This window comes from Staphylococcus sp. NAM3COL9 (assembly GCF_001431205.1).
Lineage (GTDB): Bacteria > Bacillota > Bacilli > Staphylococcales > Staphylococcaceae > Staphylococcus.
Genome location: NZ_LGPC01000004.1, coordinates 1 through 17481 on the forward strand (window position 1 = coordinate 1; position 17481 = coordinate 17481).

17 protein-coding genes are annotated in these 17481 nt (G+C 33.4%); 5 read left to right on the forward strand and 12 right to left on the reverse strand.

Annotation, left to right across the window (positions count from 1 at the left end; all coding sequences use genetic code 11):
• Nucleotides 1-9: 9 nt before the first annotated feature.
• Nucleotides 10-642 (reverse strand): 3-hexulose-6-phosphate synthase, encoded by a 633-nt coding sequence (hxlA, locus tag ACA31_RS00415; RefSeq protein WP_057511420.1) that lies wholly within the window; start codon nucleotides 640-642, stop codon nucleotides 10-12.
• A 90-nt stretch (nucleotides 643-732) separates the two neighbouring features.
• Between hxlA and ACA31_RS00420 the strand changes: the two genes are divergently transcribed.
• Nucleotides 733-1071 carry a winged helix-turn-helix transcriptional regulator gene (locus ACA31_RS00420; protein ID WP_057511421.1) on the forward strand — a complete coding sequence of 113 codons (339 nt, stop codon included), beginning with the start codon at nucleotides 733-735 and terminating at the stop codon, nucleotides 1069-1071.
• Nucleotides 1072-1270: 199 nt separating this feature from the next.
• Here ACA31_RS00420 and ACA31_RS00425 read toward each other — a convergent pair whose 3' ends face one another.
• The 3 genes from ACA31_RS00425 to mbcS form a co-directional block, all read right to left on the reverse strand.
• Nucleotides 1271-2170, reverse strand: a complete 900-nt coding sequence (locus tag ACA31_RS00425; protein ID WP_057511422.1) for an ABC transporter substrate-binding protein — start codon at nucleotides 2168-2170, stop codon at nucleotides 1271-1273.
• A gap of 273 nt (nucleotides 2171-2443) precedes the next feature.
• Nucleotides 2444-2962 carry a DUF1541 domain-containing protein gene (locus ACA31_RS00430; protein WP_057511423.1) on the reverse strand — a complete coding sequence of 173 codons (519 nt, stop codon included), beginning with the start codon at nucleotides 2960-2962 and terminating at the stop codon, nucleotides 2444-2446.
• Nucleotides 2963-3241: 279 nt separating this feature from the next.
• Complete coding sequence (mbcS, locus tag ACA31_RS00435; protein ID WP_057511424.1) at nucleotides 3242-4819, reverse strand: acyl-CoA synthetase MbcS; 1578 nt, start codon at nucleotides 4817-4819, stop codon at nucleotides 3242-3244.
• A gap of 910 nt (nucleotides 4820-5729) precedes the next feature.
• Between mbcS and ACA31_RS00440 the strand changes: the two genes are divergently transcribed.
• Entirely contained in the window at nucleotides 5730-7151 is a 1422-nt protein-coding gene (locus ACA31_RS00440; RefSeq protein WP_253721341.1) for an MDR family MFS transporter, read from the forward strand.
• Between the two features lie 120 nt (nucleotides 7152-7271).
• Here ACA31_RS00440 and ACA31_RS00445 read toward each other — a convergent pair whose 3' ends face one another.
• Nucleotides 7272-8468: an amidohydrolase gene (locus ACA31_RS00445; protein ID WP_057511562.1), complete on the reverse strand. Its 1197-nt coding sequence runs from the start codon at nucleotides 8466-8468 to the stop codon at nucleotides 7272-7274.
• Nucleotides 8469-8624: 156 nt separating this feature from the next.
• Nucleotides 8625-9806: an MFS transporter gene (locus tag ACA31_RS00450; RefSeq protein ID WP_057511425.1), complete on the reverse strand. Its 1182-nt coding sequence runs from the start codon at nucleotides 9804-9806 to the stop codon at nucleotides 8625-8627.
• Nucleotides 9807-9927: 121 nt separating this feature from the next.
• Here ACA31_RS00450 and ACA31_RS00455 point away from each other — a divergent pair, with 121 nt between their 5' ends.
• Entirely contained in the window at nucleotides 9928-10308 is a 381-nt protein-coding gene (locus ACA31_RS00455; RefSeq protein ID WP_057511426.1) for a winged helix-turn-helix transcriptional regulator, read from the forward strand.
• A gap of 296 nt (nucleotides 10309-10604) precedes the next feature.
• Nucleotides 10605-11030, forward strand: a complete 426-nt coding sequence (locus ACA31_RS00460; RefSeq protein WP_057511427.1) for a MaoC family dehydratase — start codon at nucleotides 10605-10607, stop codon at nucleotides 11028-11030.
• Between the two features lie 131 nt (nucleotides 11031-11161).
• Here ACA31_RS00460 and ACA31_RS00465 read toward each other — a convergent pair whose 3' ends face one another.
• Nucleotides 11162-11917, reverse strand: a complete 756-nt coding sequence (locus tag ACA31_RS00465) for an SDR family NAD(P)-dependent oxidoreductase (protein ID WP_057511428.1) — start codon at nucleotides 11915-11917, stop codon at nucleotides 11162-11164.
• 37 nt (nucleotides 11918-11954) lie between these two features.
• A complete protein-coding gene (locus ACA31_RS00470; protein ID WP_057511429.1) occupies nucleotides 11955-12389 on the reverse strand; it encodes a MarR family winged helix-turn-helix transcriptional regulator in 435 nt (144 codons plus the stop codon).
• A 148-nt stretch (nucleotides 12390-12537) separates the two neighbouring features.
• On the opposite strand from ACA31_RS00470, the gene ACA31_RS00475 reads away from it, so the two are divergent.
• Complete coding sequence (locus tag ACA31_RS00475) at nucleotides 12538-13272, forward strand: glucose 1-dehydrogenase (RefSeq protein WP_057511430.1); 735 nt, start codon at nucleotides 12538-12540, stop codon at nucleotides 13270-13272.
• A gap of 116 nt (nucleotides 13273-13388) precedes the next feature.
• Here ACA31_RS00475 and ACA31_RS00480 read toward each other — a convergent pair whose 3' ends face one another.
• The 4 genes from ACA31_RS00480 to ACA31_RS00490 form a co-directional block, all read right to left on the reverse strand.
• The gene (locus tag ACA31_RS00480) at nucleotides 13389-13715 is read right to left on the reverse strand and encodes a PH domain-containing protein (RefSeq protein ID WP_057511431.1); all 327 of its coding nucleotides are present in this window, start codon (nucleotides 13713-13715) and stop codon (nucleotides 13389-13391) included.
• A gap of 20 nt (nucleotides 13716-13735) precedes the next feature.
• Complete coding sequence (locus ACA31_RS00485) at nucleotides 13736-15217, reverse strand: catalase (protein ID WP_057511432.1); 1482 nt, start codon at nucleotides 15215-15217, stop codon at nucleotides 13736-13738.
• A 13-nt stretch (nucleotides 15218-15230) separates the two neighbouring features.
• A complete protein-coding gene (locus tag ACA31_RS13540; RefSeq protein WP_301335863.1) occupies nucleotides 15231-15434 on the reverse strand; it encodes a ferrochelatase in 204 nt (67 codons plus the stop codon).
• A 509-nt stretch (nucleotides 15435-15943) separates the two neighbouring features.
• Nucleotides 15944-17467: an ABC transporter permease gene (locus tag ACA31_RS00490; RefSeq protein ID WP_253721342.1), complete on the reverse strand. Its 1524-nt coding sequence runs from the start codon at nucleotides 17465-17467 to the stop codon at nucleotides 15944-15946.
• Nucleotides 17468-17481: the final 14 nt, after the last annotated feature.

Genomic DNA, 17481 nt, shown 5'->3' on the forward strand with positions numbered 1-17481 from the left:
TCAGTCATATTATCTGCCTTCAATCGCGTCTCTACATTGTTTAGCAGCTTCAACTGGATCGTCTGCGTTAGCAATACCGCCACCAACTACAACTAAATCTGGTCCTTCTGCTACAACTTCTTTAATTGTATCTGGCTTAATACCACCAATAACAGCTACTTTAGAATTAGTAATAACTGATTTAACTTTACGTAAACTTTCTAAAGGAGATTGACCTTCGGCCTGTAAGTCATAACCCGTATGAACGGCGATATAGTCTGCGCCTAAATCATCTAACTCTTTAGCGCGTTTTTCTAAATCTTGTACTGCAATCATATCTACTAATAATTCTTTGCCACTTTTATGTGCTTCTTCAACTGCTGCTTTAATAGATGCATCTTCTGCAACACCTAGAATTGTTATTACGTCTGCACCAAATTTAACTGCTTGGCTTACTTCGTAGTCAGCAGCGTCCATAATTTTTAAATCTGCAAGTACTTTTACGCCTTCTATATTATCATTTAAATGTTGAACCGCTGGTAAACCTTCATTAATAACGATTGGTGTCCCAATTTCTACGATATCTACATAATCTTTAACTTTATTCGCAAGTTTTGTCGCGTCCTCTTTATTCAATAAATCAATTGCTAGTTGTAATTCCATAAGTTATTACCTCCTAAGTATTGTATCGCTAGTATGATACAATGTCATAATTAATACAATACTGACATATTTGTCACTAAGGAGTAATCTATGCTAATAGAATATAATAATAAATTGTTTTACACTTCTAAAGATTTGGCTTTATCAGTAATTGGCGGCAGATGGAAAATTCCTATTATTTACCACTTATTACAATCAGAAGTACTTAGGTTAAATGAATTAGAAAAAAAATTACCTGATATTAATCAAAGAATGCTGATTAGACAGCTAAGAGAACTTGAAAAAGATATGATAATTACAAGATCTGTGTATCCAATAGTCCCTCCGAAAGTTGAATATCGTTTAACTGATATTGGCTTGTCTCTCGAGAACATAGTCTATGGTATTTGCGAATGGGGAGATGAATATTTGAGCTTACTTAAAAGTTAAAATATATTATAATAAATAACGTAGTGCTACAAACGACATGTTTCTTAATTTCTTTACCATATTCGTCTAATTTTTCTCAACTTAAAATGTAGCAAGAACTCCCTTGGTTTTTTGCTGTATATTATTTAAATACCTGATAACGTAAAATATATTATTTTATTAGAGATTAAGTATTATATATTAACCATTACGTTTAATCCTATTTCATTAAATTATTCTTCAATTCTTTTCTAATATATTCAAGAGAATAGGGATCATTATACCAGTAAGTTTCTGCTTTAACGTTAATCACATTATCATTTTTAACTGCTGGGATATTTTCCCACATATGACTTTTTTCAAATTCTGGTATAGACTTTCCTTCACTCATTGTAATAATATAATCACCTGAATATTGTGGTAATTTTTCCATTGACAATTCTTTATAGCCCTCTTTATCAACTGCCTTTTCTAAAGCTGACGGCATGTCTAAACCAAATGCTTGGTATACGACTTCTCCACCTCGCCCCCATGATTTACCAAATGCATAAATTGTCTTACTAAAATCATCAAAAATAGACACAGTGCTGTTTCCACCAATGTGTTGCTTGATTTCTTTTGAATCTTTTGCTGTTTGGGTTTTCCATTTTTCCACCCATGTTTCAGCTTCTTTTTTCTTACCTAGTATTTCTCCTAATGCTACCTGAGTCTCTAAATAATCTTTTTTACCGTATTCGATTGGTATTGTATCAGCAATTTTTTTGTACTTTTTAATATTTTTATCAGTTGTATCAACTATAATTAAATCTGGTTTAAGTTTCGCAACTTTTTCCACATCATTTTCGCTGAGTTTCGTAGTATCTTTAAATTTATCTTTTAATACGTTACTTTTTTCAATATCTTTAGTAACCCCAACAATGTTACCATCTAGATATTTTAAGCCACCTGCATATGTATTTGCCACTACTGCGATACGTTTAGGATGTTTAGGAATATCAATCTTCTTACCATCATCTAATGTATAACGCCTTGTGCTCTCGTTAACCTTCTTTTTTGAATCATTACTGCAGGCCCCTGCTAACAATACTATTAAAATAATAAAAATTATAATTTTTTTCATTCAAACTCTCCTTTGAAAATGATTATCATTATCATAATTTTATTACTTTTATTATTATTATTCAATTACTTTTAAAATTAATTTTAAACAATAATTTATGTGCAAGAGAGAAAAATGTTCCTACAAAGATCGAAAAACAAATAAAACAGTTTGAGTTACTAGAAATATAAAAATATAATTGATGATTATCAATGGATAAACTAAAAGACACTTCTTTTCAAAAGGAAGTGTCTTAATTACGATTAATTTATAGATATTAATAATGATACTTTTTTAACGAGATTTTAGTTCATCAGTTGTCATCCATTTATGATCTTTAACTATCTTATCGTTTTCTGTTGATTTATAATCCACCATATAAACTGTTGTTTTTTCTACATCATCAATTTGAGCTTCTGCACCTTTCATGCCAGGCATATGGGCAGCTTCTAATTTAACTGTAGCACCTTTCTTGAATCCATTTTTAGTGGCATCCGCAACTTCTTCATTAACAACCCATTTATGATTATTTACTTTCTTATCGCCATTTGTAGGTGTATAACTCACTACATAAGCATAGGTTTTATAAGCACCTTTAACTGTAGCTTCAGCATTTTTCATACCGGGCATATGTCCTGCTGTAATAGTAACTTCATCACCTTTTTTAAATTTACTATCGTCTGTATGCTTCATACCATCTGGATCCTTGCTTTCACTTTTGTGTTCCATTTGTTCTTCTTCTTTACTACCCGTTGAGCAAGCTGATAATACTAGTCCTGATGCCAATATAATAAAGACTAATTTTTTAATCATATTTGTAACCTCCTGTCTTTATTTAGTGTAAATGTATTAATTGCTACATAAATATTTAAATTAACTAAAAAGTTTAATCATCTGTTTAATATTTATAGAATCTATTTATCCTACGTATTAAGCAGCTGGAATCTATGTAAGTATCTTTAATTAAAATGACCATTTATTCTCTTAGTTTAATGAATTATAAATTTCTAAAATAAACCTGACAATATCATCAAAATGACTCAATGATATTGCCAGGTTTATTGTGTGCTAAGCATTTTAAAGTACAATCACTTATGATTGTTTCTTTTGCTCTGCGTCTCTTAATTCGATACGTCTAATTTTACCTGAGTTTGTCTTAGGTAAGTCTTCCACAAACTCGATAGCTCTTGGATATTTATACGGTGCAACGTCGTGTTTGACGTAGTTTTGTAATTCTTTGATTGTGTCTTCATTCCCAGTTACGTCATCTTGTAAAATAATAAATGCTTTTACAATGTTCCCTCTAATTTCATGTGGACTCGCAACAACAGCACATTCTTTTACGTAAGGATGTTTCGTAAGTGAATCTTCAACTTCGAACGGCCCTATTGTATAGCCAGAACTAATAATGATGTCATCTTTACGACCCTCAAACCAGAAATAGCCATCTTCGTCTAACTTAGCTAAATCTCCCGTTATAAAATAGTCACCTTTTTGCGGTTCTCTTGTGCGTTCTGGGTCTTTATAATAACCTTTAAACAATGCAGGTAAGTCTAACGGCACTGCGATATTACCAACTTCGCCTACTTCAGCAAGTTCGCCATCATCATTAATAACAGTTACATGACTACCAGGGATTGCTTTACCCATTGAACCAGGACGACTCTCTGTGTCTTTTAAGAATCCAATCAACAATGTACTTTCTGTTTGGCCATAACCATCTCTTACTGTGAGATTAAAGTTCTCTTGGAATTTTTCAACGACTTCTCTATTTAATGGTTCACCTGCAGACACTGCACTATGCAAATGTTCTAAATTATAATCCGTTAAATTAGAACATTTTGCCATCAAGCGATATTCAGTCGGTGTACAACAAAGCACGTTAATTTTATTATCTTGTAGTAACTGTAAATACTTTTCAGCATTAAATTTCCCATTATATACAAAGGCAGTTGCACCTGACCCCATAATTGATAAGAATGGGCTCCACACCCATTTTTGCCAACCTGGTGCAGCAGTTGCCCAAACAACATCGTATTCTTTAATACTTAACCAATGTTTCGGCGCCATCTGCATATGTGCATAGCCCCATCCATGTGAATGGACAACAGCTTTAGGATTACCAGTTGTACCAGACGTATAAGATAATAAAGCAATATCTTCACTAGAAGTTTCAACGATTTCTAATTGATTTGTTGAATTTTCTTTTTCATCTTCAACTGACATCCAGCCATCTTCTTGACCACCAACGATAAATTTAGTTAAAGTGTCGTATTCTTTGACTGCTTTAAACTCATCAAGAGCATCTGAAATAACTACAATTCCTTTTACTTCACCATGCGTGATTCTATATTGTAAATCTTTCGTACGTAACATTTCAGAACTAGGAATGATAATGATACCTAATTTTAAGGCAGCAAGATAAACCTCATATGTTTCAATGCAACGTGGCATCATGATGAGAACTTTGTCACCTTTTTTCAAACCATATTTTAAAAACATATTACCAACTTTATTCGCATTCTTGATAAGGTTAGTATATGTAATTTCTCTAGTTTTTCCTGCTTCATTTTCAAAAATTACAGCTTTTTTAGATTGATCTGCTGTAAATTTTTCGATTTCTCTCACAATATTATAACTTTCTGGAGCGATTAAATCTTGTTTATTCATTATTTATTCTCCTTTAATTCGAACATCTACAATCTGTACAATTGTACTTTAAATGTATAGATTACTGATTGCTTATCCAAATACTATCCAATAATTTAATGATAATTTTAAACGTATTACATGTAAATAGATATGATTATGCTTTCAATTGTTTATTATATCAAAAGTATTTATTAGATAGATACTGTTAAGGTTAAAATCACGCACTATTTTCAGGATATTTAAAATTCAAAATAAGACTTTAGTAAAAAGTGAATTTAACCGATCAAGCTGTATATACAAAAGTTGCTGAATTAAAAAATATTTCAATAATTTAGAACTATATTATTGAAATATTCATAAAACCTCGCATCAACCTTTTTACGGTTTTTAAATACGAGAACTTCCTATTATAATATATAGTTATAAAATTATTAGTGAAGGCTGTTATGAATTAGATTGTCGATTTCCAAATAATAAGCATTTAAACAACTTCTTGTAAGAACTTAAAATCTTTGCTAATTATCAAATTTCTACTGTTATATAACTTTTAACAGCACAATAACGAACAAACATCTTCCCTTGAAAATCGAAATAACCGTTTCGTTATAGAAGCATTTTTTTAGTCCAAAATACATTTTCTATTACAATCTATAGAAATATATCTTCATTTTAATATTATTTATTTCCTACGAATTTTCATATAACTAGAGTTTATTTTGACATCCCCTATAATAAAAGTGTATTATTTCATACGTAGCATTATAAATGTGTGAATTACTGCGAAAATTATACGTACCATTTCAAAAATAATAAAACTAATGGAGAAATGGTCCCTTTTTATCAATTATTAAATGTAATTTTTATTTTTAAGTCTCATCACTAGAGTGAAAATGATCTTAGTGTTAAAATATTTAGATGTGCAATTTTTATGAAAGAAGTGAATCTATTGACTGAAACAGGAACATTCCATGTAGAAAAAAGAATCCCCTTATTTATCGTATTACTATCAGGGGCCTTTATTACAATTTTAAACCAAACATTACTTGGTACAGCTTTACCCCCTATTATGAAAGACCTACAAGTATCTGAAAGTACGGTACAGTGGTTACAATCTATATTTATGTTAGTAAACGGTATTATGATACCTATTACAGCATTTTTAATTGAACGTTTTACATCAAGACAGTTATTCTTAACCGCCATGAGTATTTTTGCAGCAGGTACTTTACTCTGTGCAGTCGGACTAGATTTTTCAATGTTATTAATCGGACGTGTCTTACAAGCAGCAGGCGCAGGTATCATGATGCCACTTATGCAAACAATCTTATTCTTACTTTTCCCTAAAGAAAAACGTGGTACAGCAATGGGCTTATTCGGTTTAGTTATCGCATTCGCGCCAGCTATTGGACCTACGCTATCTGGTATTTTAGTTGAGCATCTCTCATGGAGAAGTGTCTTCTATGTCGTATTCCCAATCGCAATTGTTATCATCGTTGCTTCAATTTTCCTATTAAAAAACGTTACAGAAACATCAAATCCAAAACTAGATACCGCATCAGTCATTTTATCTACATTAGGGTTTGGTGGACTCTTATATAGTTTCAGTTCTGTTGGAGAAGCAGGATGGGCTAGTGTACAATTCATCTTACCACTTATCGTTGGTATCATTGCATTGGTTACATTCATTCGTCGCCAATTAAAACTCAAAGAACCTATGCTTGAATTTAGAGTGTTTAGTTACAGCGTTTACACTTTAGGCACAGCATTAAGTATGTTCGTATTTGGTGTATTAATCGCTTCAAATATTATCTTACCGTTGTATATGCAAAATATGCTTGGATTTTCTCCAATGGAATCTGGTTTAGTATTACTACCAGGTGCAATTGTGATGGGACTTATGAACCCAGTTACAGGTGTATTATTTGATAAATTTGGCGGTAAATGGCTCGCTCGTATTGGCTTACTCATCTTAGTCGCTTCATCGATACCATTTACAATGCTCACAGCGCATACAACCTTTACTTACCTTGCCATAGCCAACGCAGTGCGTATGGTGTCACTAGCAATGGTTATGATGCCTATGACGACGCTAGCGATTAACCAATTACCAAACAGTCTTATTGCACATGGTACTGCCATGAACAATACGTTTAGACAAATGGCCGGCGCAATTGGTACAGCATTATTTATTACATTAATGTCTGTTTCAGCCATCCCTAGTGAAGGTTTAGAAGGTACGATTCATGGTGTGAACGTGACATTTATGGTTGCTACTGGTATATCAGTTATCGCACTATTATTATCAGCAAAACTTACAGATGAAACAAAACCATCTCGTAGAACATTATAATCAGTCACCTAATGAAAAGTTCGTAAACATAAAAAAACACTTTCGTTACATTCATTTAAGTATGAATGTTTTCGAAAGTGTTTTTTTATGTTTTAAATTCACTTTGCTTAGTAAAATGAATTATTCTGGAGCTGAAAGTCTGTTAATCGCAATTTCACCTACTGCTTTTGCTGCAACTAATAGTGCATCTTCATTCACTTCAAACTTAGGATGGTGATTCATGTAGGGCGTTTCAATATGCTCTGGTTTGCAGCCGACGATGAAAAATGTTCCCGGTATTTCTTTTAAATAATACGCAAAATCTTCAGAACCTGAAACTGCTGGTATTTCTACAAGTTGTTCAAAATAATCACCCTTACTGGCTTTTAGAATATCTACAACTTGTTCTGTTTGTTCTGGATGATTGTAAAGCACCGGATAACCAAATTGGTAATCTAAATCATACGTAATATCAAAACCTACTGCTACGCTTTTGGCTACTTTCTCAATCTCTTCATACATAAATTGTTGTAAGTCATCATTAAGATAACGTGCCGTTCCCTTGATTGTCACTTTGTCTTGTATAACATTAGCTCCACCGGGTGCATCAAATGCACCAACAGTAATCACACCCATCTCTGAAGGATCGATACGTCTAGACACAATTGTTTGGAGTGTGTTTACAAAATTAGTTCCTGCAATCAAAGCATCGTGTGTTTTATGAGGACTTGCAGCATGTCCCCCTAATCCCTTAATTGTTAATGTGAACGTAGAACTTCCAGCAAAAGCATTACCTTTATTATATCCAATCATTTCTGGACCTGCTACAGGGACAACGTGGACACCATATATTTCATCTAAATCATTTAGCACACCAGATTGCATCACTTGTTGTGCGCCACCAGGAGGCATTTCTTCAGCATGTTGATGAATAATTTTAATCGTGCCTGGCAATTGATCTTTCATTTCGATTAATGCATCTGCCAATCCTAATATATATGCCGTATGCGCATCATGACCACATGCGTGCATTATCCCTTCATTTATTGATTTAAAAGGTACATCTGTCTCTTCTTGTATAGGTAAAGCATCGAAATCAGCTCGTAACCCTATAGTTTTACCAGGCTGTTGTCCTTTGATTTCTACAACAATTGCATTACTTTCGGCAATAGGCTGTGTAATTATTACGTCCTTATTTTTATAAAAATCTTTTATATATTGTGCTGTTCCATTCTCTTGAAAAGATAACTCTGGATGCTGATGTAAATAACGACGGTGCTTAACCATTTCAGATTCTTTACTTTCCAACTTTTCAAATAATGCTTCTTTTACATTCATGAACATTCACTTCTTCCAATTTAAATTTAAATCATTTAAAAAGTTTAAATCTTATATAAGATTAATTCAAAAATTAATTACTATTTTCGAAAAGTTTAAATATTCAAAAAAATAATACGCGATAAGAATTTCTTGAATATTGCTAATTTTCGAAGTCTATAATATGCTCAGTTGTTCAGATGTTTCATTTCGATAAACGATATACATCATGACGCTAGCAATCATCACCATAACAAAACCAAAATATGGTGTCATTGCAAGAGAAAAATGATTGAGCACATATCCTCCGATGACCGCTCCCAATGTGATGCCGATATTGAAAGCAGCAATATTTAAACTCGAAGCAAAGTTAGTCGTTGCCCTATTTTTACGTTCTGCAAAGAGTACAACGATTAATTGCAGTCCCGGAACATTCATAAATGCGAACAAACCCATAATAAGTATGGCTATCGTACCTAAGAAATAATGTGTCACAGTTACGCCTAGAAGTAATAAAGTAATTGCTTGTATTAAAAATATCCATATAAGTACTTTCGTTGGCTTTTTGTTTGTTAATTTACCACCAAGTGTATTGCCAATAGCAACCATTACACCATATATCACAAGCAGTATCACCACCGCTTCATCGCTATAATTCAAAATATCTGTAAGTATACTAGTCAGGTACGTATAAACTACAAAAGTGCCACCGTAACCGAGTGCTGTAATGATATAAACCATCATTAATGATTTGTTTTTAAAAACTTTTAATTGTTCCTTTATCGATGCCTGAGCATATTCTTTCAAATTACTTGGCACTGCAAATATATTAATGATTAAACTGATCAGTCCAATCACGGCAATCGTAATAAACGATGCTTCCCAACCAAAGTGCTGACCAATCCATGTCCCTAATGGTACGCCTGTAATCGTAGCAACGGTTAAACCTGTAAACATCATTGCAATCGCGCTTGCACGCTTATCAGGCGTTACCAAATCACTTGCGATTGCTGTAGCGATAGACATAAACACTCCGTGCATTAACGCCGATAGTACACGCATAGCTAACAACATACTAAACGTGGTCGCAAAGGCAGCAAGTGTATTCGCAACAATGAAAATAATCATAATCATTAATAGTAAATGCTTTCGTTTTATTTTATTTGTCAGTGGGGTTAATAAAGGGGCTCCTATTGTTACCCCCACAGCATACAAAGATACAGTTAATCCTGCTAATGATATCGTAGTATCAAACGCATCTTTAATAAGTGGTAATAGACCTACGCTGATAAATTCAGTCATTCCAATTGCAAAGGCAGACATTGCTAACGCTAATATAGCAAATTTATTTTTTCTCATAATGTATTTTGACTCCTTCTTGTTTTGTGTATATGTTAATATAAACTACACATATCAAAAGCGGAAGTACGCACTTTAAAGTACTATAGGTACCTTTGAGTACCTATCAGGAGGTAATTAAATGAGCAAAACTTATAATATTGGCGTCGAAGCAACCATTGATGTCATCGGTGGAAAATGGAAACCTGTCATCTTATGTCATTTACAAAATAACGGGTTGATGCGTACATCTGCGTTAAAACGTGCGATTCCAACGATTACTCAAAAGATGTTAACACAGCAATTACGTGAACTAGAAAAAGACGGTATCATCAACCGTATTGTATATGACCAAATCCCGCCTAAAGTTGAATACGAATTATCAAATTATGGTCAAACATTAGGAAAATTACTTTCTTCACTTTGTTATTGGGGAGAGTTCCATATTGAAAAAATGTATCAACAAGGTGAAACTGTCTCATTAGCCCAACAAGATTTTGTCGATATACCCAAACCGAGTTAATAACATACAACATTCCTGGTATTTTAGCTATCAGAGGGTGCAGAAGTATTCATGGACTGAAGAGGTGTTGTGATGAATAAATAAACTTTTAACATGACGTTAAAAAGGATAACTATGTGAAAATTAGATTTAATTACAGTTTTTATACTGCTCAAGAAATAATGACAATACTTTATAATCTCAGTTGTTAATAGGACAGCGTTTGGAACTGTTTATTTAAAAAAGCTTCAGTCTTTCCAACATCTGTGGTAACGAGTGTCCCATGCATAATAATCGAATCAAAGGAGAATACAACCATGAAACTAGATGAATTTCACATTGGCGAAGAATTTACGACTAAACCATATAAAATAAGCGAAGAAGCAATTACAGATTTTGCTAGTGAATTTGATCCACAATATATGCACCTAGATAAAGAAAAAGCGCAACAAGGTAGATTTAATGGTGTCATCGCTTCTGGCATCCAGACACTAGCCATTTCTTTCAAACTATGGATTGAAACAGGCAAATACGGAGAAGATGTCATTGCAGGTACACATATGAATAATATTAAGTTTATCAAACCAGTATTTCCGGACGACAAATTACATACTGTGATAAAAGTAATTGATAAAGTGGCTGGTAAAAGAGACCAAGGTTTACTTACGGTACTAATGACAACATTTAATCATGAAAAAATTAAAGTATTTGAAGGCGAACTCACAGCACTTATTAAACGTTAAAACTTCAGAATATTAAAGAGAGCAGGACAGAAATCAATATTTAAAATTTGATTTTTGTCTCGCTCTCTTTAATAAATTATTTTATTTCAGCTTACTTGATACACAGCTGCTTCGTTCTCCTTTTAATATAATTAGTATAATTTAATACTACCGCCATCTACCATAACTGTTTGTCCTGTGATATATTGCGCGTCTTCGCTTCCTAAAAATACTGCTACTGGACCAATATCTTTTTCAACATCTCCAAATTTTTGCAACGGAATGCCTTGGACTACTTTGTCATAATATTCAGGGTTTTCTTTTCGCCATTGATCTACGCCTTCAGAATAGGCGATTGGAGATATGATATTGGCATTAATGCCAAATGCTCCAAATTCATTAGCTATCACACGTGTAATACCACGAATCGCCTCTTTTGCTACAACATATGCGCCTTGGTTTTTATCCCCTTTTACAGCTGCGCCTGAACCAAAGTTTATAATATTACCTTGCGTTTCTTTTAAATAAGGTATAACCATTTGGCATAAATAAAATGTCGCATAAAATCCTGTATTAAGTGATAAGTTCAAATCTTCTTCTGTAATATCTAAAAAAGAATTCATGCGAGATGCGTGTGCATTATTAACTAATACGTCAATTTTTCCATAGTTTTCTATTGTAGTATCTACACAAGCATGCAATGAGCCTTTATCTGTTAAATCTGTCTTAATAAATAACGTTTCATAGCCTTGACTGTTTAGTGTTTCACTCAATAACCTCCCTTTTTCTTCAGCAATATCAGCAATAACCACTTTAGCATTTTCTTTAACATATGCCTTCACAATACCTAAGCCAATACCTCCTGCACCACCAGTCACAATTGCCACTTTTCCACCTAGTCTAGCCATTAAAATCACCTTTTCATTTTTTAGTACGTATAAAATATTATTTATTTAATTGTTTTACATGGCTATAAAGTTTCTTCTGGATGTTAAGTAGTTGTGTTACTTCATCATCATTTAACACTGAATAAATTTCATTCCTCATTTTTTGACCTTGTTTTTGAGCTGTTTCTAACAAATCCATTCCTTTTGCAGTAATAGTAATTAAAATGGAGCGTCTATCGTCTTCTTGATGCGCCCTTATTACGTAGCCTTCTTTAACAAGTCTGTTTGTTAAACCGGTAATAGCACCTGAAGTATAACCAAGGGATTGTGCGAGCATTGATGGCTTCTGTGCACCATGCTCTTTAAGTTTAGATAAGGTAATAATTTGGGAAATATTAATATTCATATTGAATTGTTTCATAAAAAGTGTCATTGTCGCATCATTAAATAACTCAGCATTATGAATGAGTTCGAAAAAATTATTCTTTTCCATGATATGCCTCCTTAAATACGTTTATATAATAATAGTATATACAAAATTAGTTTATCAGTAAAATACTTAGTACTAAATATTTAACTTTTAATGTGTTTACTGTTAAATTATATAATAATCGTTAATTGATAATGGGAGGAAGTTAATTATGAAAAGGTTAGACAATAAAGTTGTTATTATTACTGGTGCAGCACAAGGTATGGGAAAAATGCACGCTGAAAAGGTGTTGCATGAAGGTGCAAAAGTTGTTATTACTGACATCAATGAAACACTCGGTCAAGAAGTTGCCCAAGAATTTGGTCAAAATGCACTTTTTATTAAACATGATGTTTCTAATGAAGCAGATTGGAAAAATGTAGTAGATACAGTAATCAAAAAATGGGGCAAAATAGACGTCTTAGTAAATAATGCTGGCATTACTTATAACACGCCTTTAGAAGAGCTCAGTTTAGAAAGCTACATGAAAATTGTAAACATCAATCAAGTGTCTGTGTTTTTAGGTATGAAATCAGTTGCTTCAACTATGAAAGCTCAACAGTACGGTTCAATTATTAACATTTCTTCTATGAATGGACTTGTTGGTGGTGCAATTGGATACACAGATACGAAATTTGCAGTTCGCGGTATGACTAAAGCTGCTTCAAGTGACCTTTCACCATATAATATACGTGTGAATTCAGTACATCCCGGTGTAATTCACACGCCTATGATTGAACAAGAAGGTGTTAAAGAAGCAGTGGAACAATTCGCGAAGAGCATTCCAATGCGTCGTATCGCTCTGACTGAAGAAGTATCTAATATGGTCATCTTTCTAGCTTCAGATGATGCGAGTTACTCTACTGGTTCTGAATTCGTAATCGATGGTGGCCTCACTGCGTTATAAGCGACTTAAAAAAAACAAATATTTTAAACAGCAAAACCCCCTTCGCAATACCACATAAATGGTTGCGAAGGGGGTTTTATAATAATTCATGCGATCTATTATAATGAAATTAATAATTATATTTTTTTAGGTTCTACGTAAGCAACAAAATGTTCAGCATCTTCTTTATTTAAATCTGTTAAAGAAAATGTGCCAATGCTAAAGCGCATAGTTAATGAATTATCCTCTAATTCAATATTTTCAATTTCGTCATATCTAATGTTTCTATAGTAAAACTGTCCATCCATATCAACATTTAATATAAGACGTTCATTTGTTGCGACATAAGCCGCTTCGTATACTTTTATTTCTCCTTGAACAGGGTATTCCATATTTCCTAAGACGGAAGGGCCTTTTTTCTCAGTTGGAAATAAATCTTCTGGATTAATATTATCTAATATCATTCGATTACCTACCTTTTCAATTAGTCTGCAACTTCTAAGTCTACAGTGTTAATATCCATACCCATAGCATCTGCTACACCTTGACCGTATGCTGAATCAGCTTTATAACAATGTCTAATATGACGATGTTTAAGCGCATCAGTAACTGTGCTCATTTCATTAGCTGTATTATTAAATAATATTTGTTGCTCATCAGCTGACATTCGACGGAATAATTCACCTGGTTGTTCAAAATAATTATCATCATCTTCACGATAATCATATTCGAATGCTTGACCTTGAATATCTAAGCCTGGTTTTTTGTATTGTGGTTGGTCTTCAAGTGCACCGTTACTATTTGGATAGTAGTGTGTTTTCGAACCTTGGTTATCATCTAAAATACGCATTTGTCCATCTCTACTAAACGGACAGATATTTTCTACACCTACACCTTTAGGTTGGTTAACAGGAATCTGCCAATGGTTTACACCTAAACGATATCTTTGTGTATCCCCATATGAGAATAGACGGCCTTGTAACATTTTATCTGGTGAAAAGTCTAGTCCTGGAACGATATTTGTGGGCGCAAATGCAGCTTGCTCAACATCTTGGAAATAATTTTCAGGGTTTCTATTTAATTCAAACTCTCCTACTTCGATTAATGGATATTCGTCTTTATACCAAACTTTTGTTAAATCAAATGGATTATCTTTATGATTGCGTGCTTGCTCTTCAGTCATTACTTGGATGTACATTTTCCATTTAGGGAAATCACCTTCTTCAATGTTTCCAAATAAATCTCTTTGAGAAGACTCTCTATCATTCGCTATAACTTGTGCCGCTTCTTCAGGTGAATAGTTTTCTATACCTTGTTGTGTTCTGTGGTGGAATTTAACCCAAACACGCTCACCTTTATCATTGTACATAGAATATGTGTGCGAACCAAATCCGTGCATATTTCTAAAACCTTTAGGAATGCCACGATCTGACATCAATATCGTAATTTGATGTAACGCTTCTGGTAATAATGTCCAGAAATCCCAATTTGCTTGTGGATCTCTCATATTTGTTTTTGGATTGCGTTTAACAACATGGTTTAAACTTGCGAATAATTTAGGGTCTCTGAAGAAGAATACCGGTGTATTGTTACCAACTAGATCCCAGTTACCTTCGTCTGTATAAAATTTCAATGCAAATCCACGGATATCACGTTCTGCATCAGCTGCACCACGTTCACCTGCTACTGTTGAAAAACGAGCGAACATTTCTGTCTCTTTTCCAACTTCAGAAAAAATACTTGCACAAGTGTACTGTGTAATATCATTTGTTACTTTAAATGTACCAAATGCGCCAGAACCTTTTGCATGCATACGACGTTCTGGAATAACTTCTCTATCGAAGTGTGCCATTTGTTCTAAAAAGTATATATCTTGCATTAATAGCGGACCTCTAGGACCTGCTGTCATACTGTTTTCTCTATCTCCTACTGGTGCACCAAACAATCCTGTTAATTTTTTACTCATTATATTATCTCCTTTATGTTACCGCAGTTAAGTGATTTTTTTCTTGATAATTATTGATAACTGCATTTGCAATACTTTCAATAATCAGTTGATTTGAGCCAGACATTTCAGCTCTATAATAATTGCACCTTAAATCATCGCAAATTTCTTTACATTCATAAGCGTTATCATATAAGACTTCTAAGTGTTCACATGTAAAAGCTGAATGAACATATATGTTTCAAATCTATGTATGGTTCGTGTCCATGTCTGATATGTCATAAGATATTCATAATAACGCTATACGTTTCATGTTAAGTGTACCTTCACTATTCCACTCTTCTTTAAAATAATTATCTTTTTATAATTATTACAATCTATTATAACGTAAAAATCATTAAAGTCTATATTTAAATATTCAACGAATCATTTGAATTGATAATATATCCTCATAAGTGATAATTAATTATACATTTTCATTATTTTTTATTGCTATTAAATTGAAAAAACGTATTCATTTCTAGAAACAATCTATATTTTATATGTAGGTAGTAAAAATAGCAGCTGCCTGCCTCGCACCAAATCATTTAACACGAGTCGAATACAAACTGTGGCTGTGCCTTTGGCAATCGAGTATGAAATAGTATTTGATATAGCAAAAAGAGCTACCAAAATTTGGCAACTTTTTTAGTATATATTTAATTCACATCACGATGCTTACATTATACAAAATGATTTTTTGTATAATTATATATCTTTTCTGTTAAATCCGACCGTACCTATGACACACAATATAAGGAAAATAAGCATAAGGATCACAATCGGTCCACTTGTAAAATCATCTATAGGTAGACTTGGAATATGTTCAAATGGTGTGATATCTTTCATCCAATCTTTCACATTCAGTAAAGTACCTAAATAATTCACCAAAAAAGTATAAGCGAGATAAGCATAGACTAAAGTCGTTAACTTTATGCCCCACCCAATTACGACAGTTCCTATACCAACAAAACTAAGTATAGCTGGTATATAGACAATAGCCGATTGAATAACCATGTCAAAGTCGAGTGGCGTATCCATTGAATAGAGTTGGCCAACATACAAACCAAACCCAGCGACAAAAATCATCACTACCGCATTCACCACACTGATAATTAGAAAACTCAATAAGTACTTGATACGCGAAATCGGATTCGCTAATACAAGCATCGTGTATCCTTTATCTATCGCTTTCTTTATTTTAAATAAAGCTAACAGTGTAGGCACCGTACTGATTATTGCCATTACCAACATCAGTTGCGGTAAAAATTGTTTGACGTAATCTCCATTTGGATTTTCTAACATAGACAGTAATAGTGGATTATCTTTAAAAAAGTCGTCTAAATTTCCAAAAATAGAGCCATAAGACAATCCAAGTATAAATAATCCAATAGCAAAATATATAAAACTCATTTTTTGTAATCTGATTTGTAAACCTAGTGGAGACTTCATGTACCATGTCGCATGTTGTCTTCCTTTTTTCTGCGGTAATAATTTAGCCTCGATATCACGCAAACCATTCAACACAAAGGCAAATATAGCAATGATAACTGTAATGCCTAAAATGCACCACACCGGCCACCAATGATCTTCCGAAAAAGCATGAGTTCTAGACAACCAGCCCATTGGTGAAAACATAGATAGCATCTCATTGGCTACATCTCCAAACGCCCTAACCAGATACATGATGAGCAATAGCGCGATACTCACACCAGTCGTCTCACTACTTGATGATACAAATTGGGCAACTAACATAGTCAACGTAGCAAACATAATACCAAATACGCCTAAAGCCAAACTATATAAAGATGCGCCTGCTAAATCTAGACCATCAACATTTAATGACGCTAGACCTAAAGTGAGTAATATCATTAAAGTGACATTAAGTAATACAGTTTGAAGTAGATGTCCCATCAATGGTGCTTGTTCACCTATTGGCAATGCAGTTAAAATGATTGTTCTACCATCTTCTTCATCACCACGCGTGTCTCGAGATACAATTAAAATATTCATAATTGCTACCATTATTGCTGTGAATAAAGTCATTTCATGCGTAAAAAGTACGCCAATATTTACATGTTCAAAATCAGCTAATCCCAGCATCGCTTGCATCGCAGGATTTTTTGACATCTCGATAATAGGACTCATCTTAGCTTGACTCGGGTACATCGACTCAAAAGCAGGTGGAATCATTAACGTTAAAGCGGTTAATAAAACCACCCATAAAACCATTTTTTTGCTATTTC